The organism is Amycolatopsis sp. NPDC114484 (assembly GCF_055633755.1).
In genome coordinates, this window is the sequence record NZ_JBVKDQ010000055.1 from 1 (window position 1) to 8,572 (window position 8,572).

5 protein-coding genes are annotated in these 8,572 nt (G+C 70.3%); all 5 read right to left on the reverse strand.

Translation table 11 applies throughout. The features are described 5' to 3' along the window. Positions 1 to 142: 142 nt before the first annotated feature. The 5 genes from ACZ7SW_RS46650 to ACZ7SW_RS46670 all read right to left on the reverse strand — a co-directional run bounded on the left by ACZ7SW_RS46650 (position 143) and on the right by ACZ7SW_RS46670 (position 8,186). Entirely contained in the window at positions 143 to 1,192 is a 1,050-nt protein-coding gene (locus ACZ7SW_RS46650) for an HAD-IIIC family phosphatase (RefSeq protein ID WP_470236823.1), read from the reverse strand. Between the two features lie 14 nt (positions 1,193 to 1,206). Then, complete coding sequence (locus tag ACZ7SW_RS46655; protein WP_470236819.1) at positions 1,207 to 2,331, reverse strand: acyl-CoA dehydrogenase family protein; 1,125 nt, start codon at positions 2,329 to 2,331, stop codon at positions 1,207 to 1,209. After that, the gene (locus ACZ7SW_RS46660) at positions 2,324 to 2,617 is read right to left on the reverse strand and encodes an acyl carrier protein (RefSeq protein ID WP_470236820.1); all 294 of its coding nucleotides are present in this window, start codon (positions 2,615 to 2,617) and stop codon (positions 2,324 to 2,326) included. Before ACZ7SW_RS46660 ends, ACZ7SW_RS46655 begins: the two co-directional genes overlap by 8 nt. Further along, positions 2,614 to 3,480 carry a 3-hydroxyacyl-CoA dehydrogenase family protein gene (locus ACZ7SW_RS46665; RefSeq protein ID WP_470236821.1) on the reverse strand — a complete coding sequence of 289 codons (867 nt, stop codon included), beginning with the start codon at positions 3,478 to 3,480 and terminating at the stop codon, positions 2,614 to 2,616. The genes ACZ7SW_RS46660 and ACZ7SW_RS46665 overlap by 4 nt, the downstream gene beginning before the upstream one ends. 185 nt (positions 3,481 to 3,665) lie before the next feature. Next, complete coding sequence (locus ACZ7SW_RS46670; protein ID WP_470236822.1) at positions 3,666 to 8,186, reverse strand: acyltransferase domain-containing protein; 4,521 nt, start codon at positions 8,184 to 8,186, stop codon at positions 3,666 to 3,668. Between the last annotated feature and the right edge of the window lie 386 nt (positions 8,187 to 8,572).

Genomic DNA, 8,572 nt, shown 5'->3' on the forward strand with positions numbered 1-8,572 from the left:
GCCAAAAATGCGGACGGCGGGTGCTTGTCAAGGCATCTTTCCCGCCTTGACAAGCACCCGCCGTCCGTCATCACAATGGGCTTCGGGGTGCCCCACGCAGCCCCCGGGCGCAACGTCGCCGCCAGGCGACGAGCCGCCCCCACTACCCAAGATCCGCAGCAACCAACCGCATAGTCACAGGCAACTCCCGCCTCTCCGCCACCAAATGCAACCGCTCCACTCCTTCACCGCCCCCCACAATCTCCCCCCGACACCCACAATCAGCCTCATCAAACCCAGCGAACCGATAAGCGATCTCCATCATCCGATTCCGCTCAGTCCGCCGAAAATCAGCCACCACATGCGCCCCCGCCCGAGCGGCCTGATCGGCAAGCCAGTTCAAAATAACCGCCCCGGCCCCAAAAGAAACCACCCGGCAAGAAGTAGCCAGCAACTTCACATGCCAAACCCGGGAATGCCGCTCCACCAGCAAAACCCCAACCGCCCCATGCGTGCCAAACCGATCATCCAGGGTAGTCACCAGCACCTCATGCCCCGGATCCGCCAGCAACCCCCGCAACGTCTCATCGGAGTAATGCACCCCAGTGGCATTCATCTGGCTGGTCCGCAGCGTAAGCTCCTCAACCCGGCTCAACTGCTCCTCAGTAGCCGGGAAAATCCGCATCTCCAGCTCGAGCGACCGCAGAAACTCCTCGTCCGGCCCGGTGAACTCAGCCCGCTCGGCCTCCCGCCGAAACCCGGCCTGGTACATCTCACGCCGCTTCCCGGAATCAACCGTCCGAGCCCGAGGCGTGAACTCCGGAAGCCCGAGCAGCCCCACCGCCTGCCCCGCGTCGTAACACCGCACCTCAGGCAGATGGAACTCCACCTCGGCCCGCTCCGCGGGCTGGTCGTCAATAAACGCGATCGTCTTCACCGCGAAGTTGAGCTCCTCGGCAATAGCCCGCACCGAAGCCGATTTCGGCCCCCAGCCGATCCGGGCGAGCACGAAATACTCCGCGACCCCCAGCTCCTCCAGCCGCCGCCAAGCAGGCTCGTGGTCATTCTTGCTGGCCACCGCCTGCAAGATCCCCCGAGCGTCCAATTCGACGATCGTCTTCCGGATCTCGTCCGGCAGCCGCACCTCGTCGTCCTCGAGCAAGGTGCCCTGCCACAACGTATTGTCCAGGTCCCAGACGAGGCATTTCACCATCGAAGTCGTGTCGCTCACCGATCTTCCTCCCGTTTCGCGCCAGCGAGCACGTGCTCGGACAGGATCAGCTGGCAGATTTCGTTGCTGCCTTCGATGATTTCCATCAGCTTCGCGTCCCGGTACGCGCGGGCGACCGGATGGCTGTCCCGCGCCCCCGCCGACGCCAGCACCTGAACCGCCGAAGCGGCACCGTCGGCCGCGTGCCGGGAACTCACGTACTTGGCCAGCACAGTTGCCAGCACCATCTCCGGCGAGCGCTCGTCCCAGCACCGGCTGGCATGTTCACACGCGCGAGTCGCGGACTGCTCGGCCACCACCAGTTCGGCCACATGCCGCGCGACGAGCTGATGCTGCCCCAGCAGTTTCCCGAACTGTTCGCGCGAGGCGGCGTGCCGGGTCACCTCGGCGAGGCAGGCGCGGAGGATCCCGACGCAGCCCCAGGCAACGGAAATGCGGCCGTAGGCCAGCGCGGTGGTGACCAGCATCGCGGTCGACTGACCAGCCCCGCCGAGTACGTTCGCGGCCGGGATCCGGACTCCGTCGAGCCGGATGTTCGCGTGCCCGGCGGCCCGGCACCCCAACGGTTCCGGAACCCGCTCGACACGCACCCCGGGCGTCCCGGCGGGCACCACCGCGGCCGCGGCCCCGCCCTCGTAGCGGCCGAACACCACGAGCAGGTCCGCGTAGTCCGCGGCGGTCACCCAGACCTTGTGCCCGTCCACGAGCACCGAATCGCCGTCCGGGCGGATCACGGTGTCCATAGTGGACAGATCGCTTCCCGCGCCGGTCTCGCTGAATCCGACGGCGGCCAGTTCGCCCGAGGTGAGCCGGGGCAGGAACTCCGCGCGCTGCGCCCGGTCGCCGAGCCGCTGGACGGTCCACGCGGCCATGCCCTGGGACGTCATCAGGCTGCGCAGCGAACTGCACCGGCTGCCGACGTACGCGGTGAACTCGCCGCTGTCCGCGCTGCTCAGGCCGAGACCGCCGTACCGGGTGGGCACCTCGGCGCACAGGGCGCCCGCGCTGGCGAGCTTGCGCACCAGGTCTTCCGGGATGGCCCCGGCCCGGTCCCACGCGTCGGGCTGGTCGCCGATCAGGCCGCCGGCGAGGGCGCGGAGTTCGGGCGACCGGTCAGCCACGACCGTCCTCGGCCTCTTCCGCCCGCAGGCGCTCGACCAGGCCCACCATGATCCGCGCGGTGCGGAAGTTGACCAGTTTGAGGTCGGGGCCGGCTATCTCGACGTCGAAGGCGCCCTCCAGGAAGACGACCAGCTCCATCGCGAACAGCGAGGACACCGTGCCCGATTCGAAGAGGTCCGCCTCGGGTTCCCAGACGGTCTTGGTGCGTTCCGCGAGGAAACCGAGGATCTTCTCCTCGATCGCCGCCGAGGTCAGCTCGAGGTCCTGCTCCGGCGTCGTGGTCATGAAAGTTGTCCCCCGTACTCGTAGAAGCCGCGGCCGCTCTTCCGGCCGAGGTCGCCTTCCCGGACTTTCTGCAGCAGCAGTTCGTTCGGCTTGCATCCCTCGTCGCCGGTGCGCTCGTAGAGCACCCGCAGCGAGTCGGCGAGGTTGTCGAGGCCGATCAGGTCCGCCGTGCGCAGCGGGCCGGTGCGGTGGCCGAGACAGCCCTCGAACAGCGCGTCGACGGTCTCCGGCGGCGCGGTGCCCTCCTGCACGACCCGCACCGCGTCGTTGAGCATCGGGTGCAGCACCCGGCTGGTCACGAAACCCGGATTGTCGCTGACCACCAACGGGGTGCGCCCGAGCCGCTGCAGCGCGGACTTCAGCGTCGCCTCCGCCCCGGCCCCGGTCCGCCGCCCGCGGATCACCTCGACCATCGGGATGAGATAGGGCGGGTTCATGAAATGGGTCCCGAGGAAATCCTCGGGACGAGCCACCGAATCCGCCAGTTCGTCGACCGGGATCGACGACGTGTTGGTCACCACCGGCGTTCCGGGGCTGAGCAGCGCGGAAACCTTGGCCAGCGCGGCGGCTTTGACGTCGGTCAGCTCCGTCACCGCTTCGATGACCACGGTCGCTTCCGCGCCTTCCTCCAGCGAGACCGTCGTGACGAGTTCGCCGGGTTCCGTGCCGTCGGGCAGCGTGCCCATGATCTGCGCCAGTTTCAGCTGCTGGCGGATCTTCCGGCGAGCCGCCGCCAGCGTGGTCTCGTCGACGTCGACCAAGGTGACCGGAAGGCCGAACCCGAGTCCGAGCGTGGTGATTCCTATGCCCATCACGCCCGCGCCCAAAACCGTCAGCCGGTGGGCTGTGTGGTCCTTCGACATGACACCTCCATCGGGAATCCCCTTTCAGCTCAAGCGCGGGACCCGGAACGCCGTCGGTCGGGGCAACGCCGCCGGTCCGCCCAGTGCGCGGGAATCCGTTGCGGGGAAACGTCCGCAGGCCACGTGCGCGCGGCCCGACGATACCCAGCCTTGGCCGCCCGGTCGACCAACGCGCTTGTCCGGCCTCATCGGCTGCGCGCCGGATCCGGGGCCAGAGAACGCAGCACCGGCGGCATTTCCGCAGAGTGCGACCCGTCGCGCAAAGCGAGGAGATCGAACCGAACCGGAACAAGCAGCGGTTCCTCGCAAGCCAAAGCCGCGTCGAACAGCTCCAGCCCCTGCTCGACGCTCAGCGAACGGATCCCGTTGCGGGACAACCAGTCGAACCCACCCAGCCGATCGGCCCACGGACCCCACGCCAGCGACGTCGCTCGCCGTCCCGCAGCGCGGCGGTGGTGTGCCACCGCGTCCAGGCACGCGTTCGCCGCGGCGCGGCTCGCCTGCCCCCTTGCCCCGAGAAGGCCGGTCGCGGAGGAGAACAGCACGAACGCGGACAGATCGAGGTCCTGGGTCAGCTCGTGCAGATGCCACGCGCCGAGAGCCTGCGACCGCAGCGCCCGGTCCAGATCGTCGGGGGTGAGGGAATCGACCATGCACTCGTTGGGAACAACGGCGGTGTGCACTACGCCGGTCAGTCGCGGAATGTCTTTCAGCACTGCGGAAAGCGCCGTCCGGTCGGCTATGTCGCACGTCGTCCGCCGGACCTCGGCGCCCAAATCGGACAGTTCCTCGGCCACCGCGTCGGTCCCGCCCAGCAGAAGGAGTCGTCGCACGCCGTACGCGCGGACCAAGTGCCCGGCGACCAGTCCGCCGTCGGTTCCGGTGATCAGCACCGTGCCGTCCTCGGCGAATTCGACCGGCCGGGCCGCGGTGGCGCAGGCGCGCTCCAGCCGGGGGACGAAGTATTCGCCGCCGCGCACCGCTAGTTGCGGTTCGTTCGATTCGGGCTGGACGGCCAGCGCACCGCGACCGGCCGATTCGTCCAGGTCCACCAGCGCGAACCGGCCCGGGTGTTCGGACTGGGCGGCCTGGACCAGGCCCCACACCGGCGCGGCGGCGAGGTCGGGCACATCTATCCCGGCCGCGCCACGGGTGACCACGACGAGCCGGGAAGCGGATCCGGCGGCCAGCCAGGTGTGCAGGAGTTCCAGCACAGTGCCCGGCCGTTCACCGGACACTTCGACCGCGACTCTCGGCGGAAGCTCGCCGGAGGCGCATAATTCGGCCACCGAGTCCACATCGGACCAGACGATCCCGGTCGCCGAGGGCCGGACCGGGACGGCGTGCCAGCTCGGGCGGAACAGCGGGAGCGGTTCGGCGGCGCGGGATTGTTCGGGGACCGCGGGGCGCATCTCCAGGCAGTCGGCGGAGAGCACCGCACTGCCGGACTCGTCCCAGGCCGCGAGCGCGAAGCCCGCGGAACCGTTGGGGCTCAGCCGGACCCGCAACGCCGTGGCACCCGGGGCGTGCAGGGTGACGCCGCTCCAAGCGAAGGGCTGGCCGCCGCGTCCGGCCAGCGCGTGCAAAGCCGAATCCAGCAGCGCCGGATGCACGCCGAAACGCGCGGCATCGTCCCGCGCTTCCTCCGGCAGAGCGGCCTCCGCGAACACCTCGCCGTCACGCTGCCACACCGATCGCAAGCCCTGAAACAGCGGCCCGTAGCCAAAACCGGCCTCCGCCAGCGCCGAGTAGGTGGCGGCGACGTCCACCGGTTCGGCATGCGGCGGCGGCCACTCCGGTGCCTCCGGGCCGGGTCCGGCGAGCCGGTCGCCGAGCAATCCGGCGGCATGCCGCGTCCAGGTGCGGTCGCCGTCCGTCCGGGAGTGGATCTCGACCTTGCGTCCGCCCTCTTCCGGCCCGCCGACCGCGACCTGAAGCTCGACAACGCTGTTCGCCGGAAGCACGAGCGGGGCCTGCAGGGTCAACTCGGCAAGCACCGGGCACTCCGCCTGGCCGCCCGCGCGGAGCGCGAGTTCCACCAGCGCGGAGCCGGGCACCAGCACGGTGTCCCCGATGGCGTGCTCGGCCAGCCACGGATGCGTCTGCGGGGAGAGTCTGCCGGTGAACACCACACCGTTCGCGCCGGCCAGCGGCAACGCCGTGCCGAGGAGCGGGTGCCCGGCCTCGCACCGGCCTCGGGCACGCTGACGCTGGAACGCATAGGTGGGCAAGTCGACCCGCGACACGCAACGGTTGTCGAAGGCCGCGGGCCAATGCACCCGCACGCCGTTGACGTGCAGTTCGGCGGCGGCGCTCAGGAACCGCTGCCGGTCGCTGTGATCCCGGCGCAGGGTGCCCACGACCGTTCCCGCCACCCCGGCCTCGCGGAGCAGGTCCTCGATGCCGGGGATGAGCACCGGATGCGGACTGACCTCGACGAACACCCGGTGCCCGGAGTCGGCGAGAGCCTGGATCGCCGGCGCGAAGCGCACCTGGCCGCGCAGGTTGTCGTACCAGTACTTGGCACCGAGTTCCGGACCCTCGACCAGACCGCCGGTGAGGGTCGAGCACATCGGCACCGCCGCGCGTCCGGGCCGGATCCCGGCGAGCGCCTGTGCCAGCGGCGAGCGGATCGCTTCCATCTGCGGCGAATGCGCGGCGTAGTCCACCTCGGCCTCGCGGATGCGCACGGCGCTCACCCGGCAAGCCCCGAGGAACTCGTCCAGAGCCGCCGGCTGCCCGGAGACCACAGCCGACGCCGGGCCGTTCACCGCCGCCAGCGACAGCCGTTCGCCCCACGGCTCGAGCCAGCGGCTCACCTGCTCCGCCGGCGCGGCCACGGAGGCCATCCCGCCGGTGCCGGACAAAGCCGCGAGTGCCTGGCTCCGCAACGCCACCGCCTTCGCGCCGTCAGCGATGCTCAGCACGCCTGCGACACACGCCGCGGCGATCTCGCCGTGCGCGTGCCCCACCACCGCCGCGGGTTCGACACCGTGCGAACGCCAAAGTGCCGCCAGCGACACCATCACCGCCCACAGCGCCGGTTGCACGACATCCACGCGCTCCAGCGAGGGCGCGCCGTCCACACCCCGCACGACATCCAGCAGCGACCAGTCCACACAGCCCGACAGCGCCGCCGCGCACTCCGCCAGCTGTTCGGTGAAGGCCGGGGCGCAGTCCAGCAATTCGACGGCCATGCCCGCCCACTGCACGCCCTGTCCGGGAAAGACGAACACGACGCCCCGGCCCGCCCCGGCGGCGGTCCCCCGGACCAGTCCGAGATCGGCCTCGCCGCGAGCCAGCGCGGTCAGCCCGTCGACCAGTTCGTCCCGGTCGCCGCCCACGATGACCGCGCGGTGTTCGTGCGCGGAACGGGTCGTGGCGAGCGAGAACCCGACATCGGCGGGGCTCGTGCCGGGCTCGGCGGCCAGCCAGGCGCACAACCGCTCGGCCTGCGCGCGCAGCGCCGGTTCGGTGCGCGCCGAAACCAGCCAGGGCAACGGATAGAGCAGGGTGTCGTCCTCGGCGGCCGCGTGCGGTTTGGCTGCCGCCGGGGGTTCCTCGAGGATGGCGTGGACGTTGGCTCCGCCAAGCCCGAACGACGACACAGCGGCGCGGCGCGGCCGTTCGGACCGCGACCAATCCCTTGCGCTGGAAGGCAATTCCAGCACGGAGCCGTGCTGGTCGGCGTCCAGGGCCTTCGGCAACGCCTGGTTCCGCATCGCCTCGACCATCTTGATCACTCCGGCCACTCCCGCGACTGCTTGCGGGAGCTTGCTGTTCGGCTTCGCCGAATCCAGCCACAACGGCTCGTCCCGGCATCGCCCGAAGGTCGAAGGGAGCGCTCGCGCTTCGGCCGGAGCCGTCTCCGTCCCGTGCGCCTCCACCACGTCCACTTCGAACGGGGCCAAGCCCGCACCGGCCAGCGCGGCATGGATCACCCGCTGCCGCGCCGGACCGTTCGGGGCGGCCAGCCCGTTCTGGTTCACCGCGGAACCCCGCAGCAGGGCCAAAATCGGATGTCCGTTGCGTTCGGCGTCGGACAGCCGCTCGACCAGCACCATCCCGGTGCCCTCGGCCCAGCCCGCCCCGCCCGCCAGTGCCAGGTCGCATTCCCCGGCCCGCAGCGACTGTCCCGCCCAATGCAGTGCCACCAGCGAAGACGAGCACGCCGTGTCCACCGTGACCGCGGGCCCCTCCAGTCCGAAGGTGCCCGATACCCGGCCGGACAGACCGCTGCCGGTCGCTCTCGTGGGCACGCTGGAGGCGGAAGCGCGATCCTGGCCGTCGGATCCGACGAACACTCCGGTCAAGCTGCCGCGCAGCGTGGCCGGGTCGATGCCGGCGCGTTCGAAGGCTTCCCAGGAGGTTTCCAGCACCAATCCGTGCCGGGGGTCCATGGCCAGCGCCTCGCCCGGGGAGATGCCGAAGAAGTCGGCGTCGAAATCCGTTGTCCCGGAAAGAAATCCGTCCGGCAGCTCGGGGCGGCTCCGGCCGCGCGGCGGGGAGACGGCGGCGCCGCCAGCGCGCGCCAGTTCCCACAGTTGCCCGGGAGTGCTCACCCCGCCGGGAAAACGGCACGCCATCGCGACGATCGCGATCGGCTCCCGGCCGCCGGTCTCAAGGTCGCGCAGCCGTTCGCGCGTCCGCCGCAGTTCGGCGGTCACGCCCTTGAGGCAGTCGTGAGGCTTCTCTTCATCCGCCACCGGAACGCCGCTCCCTTGGTACCGAGGTGGTCGCCGTCATCCGCCGTCCCGGCCGACGCCCACCACGGTCCACAATGGAGTACCACGCACCCCGCCACGCACGCCGCGACGATCTCCCCCAGAGCATGGCCGACCGGCGGCGCCGCCGCCACCCTCGGGCGAACACCACGTGGCCGCCGACCGCCTCGCCGCTGGTTTTCCGCAGGGAAGGATCACCTCGCCGACAGTGCGACGAGGTGACCTTTCCCTGTCCGGCAACGGCTTCCGGTGCTTCGCTGAACGACCGTCTTCCGCTAGTGTCCTGCGCCTGAAATTCGTTGGCAATATCGTGCGAGTGAATCGATGATCTCTTCGGCGGTCTTGGTCCACACGAACGGCTTGGGGTT

Coding starts and splice junctions, on each gene's coding strand:
- ACZ7SW_RS46650 (WP_470236823.1), bottom strand. CDS start 1,192: ATGGTGAAATGCCTCGTCTGGGACCTGGACAATACGTTGTGGCAGGGC.
- ACZ7SW_RS46660 (WP_470236820.1), bottom strand. CDS start 2,617: ATGACCACGACGCCGGAGCAGGACCTCGAGCTGACCTCGGCGGCGATC.
- ACZ7SW_RS46665 (WP_470236821.1), bottom strand. CDS start 3,480: ATGTCGAAGGACCACACAGCCCACCGGCTGACGGTTTTGGGCGCGGGC.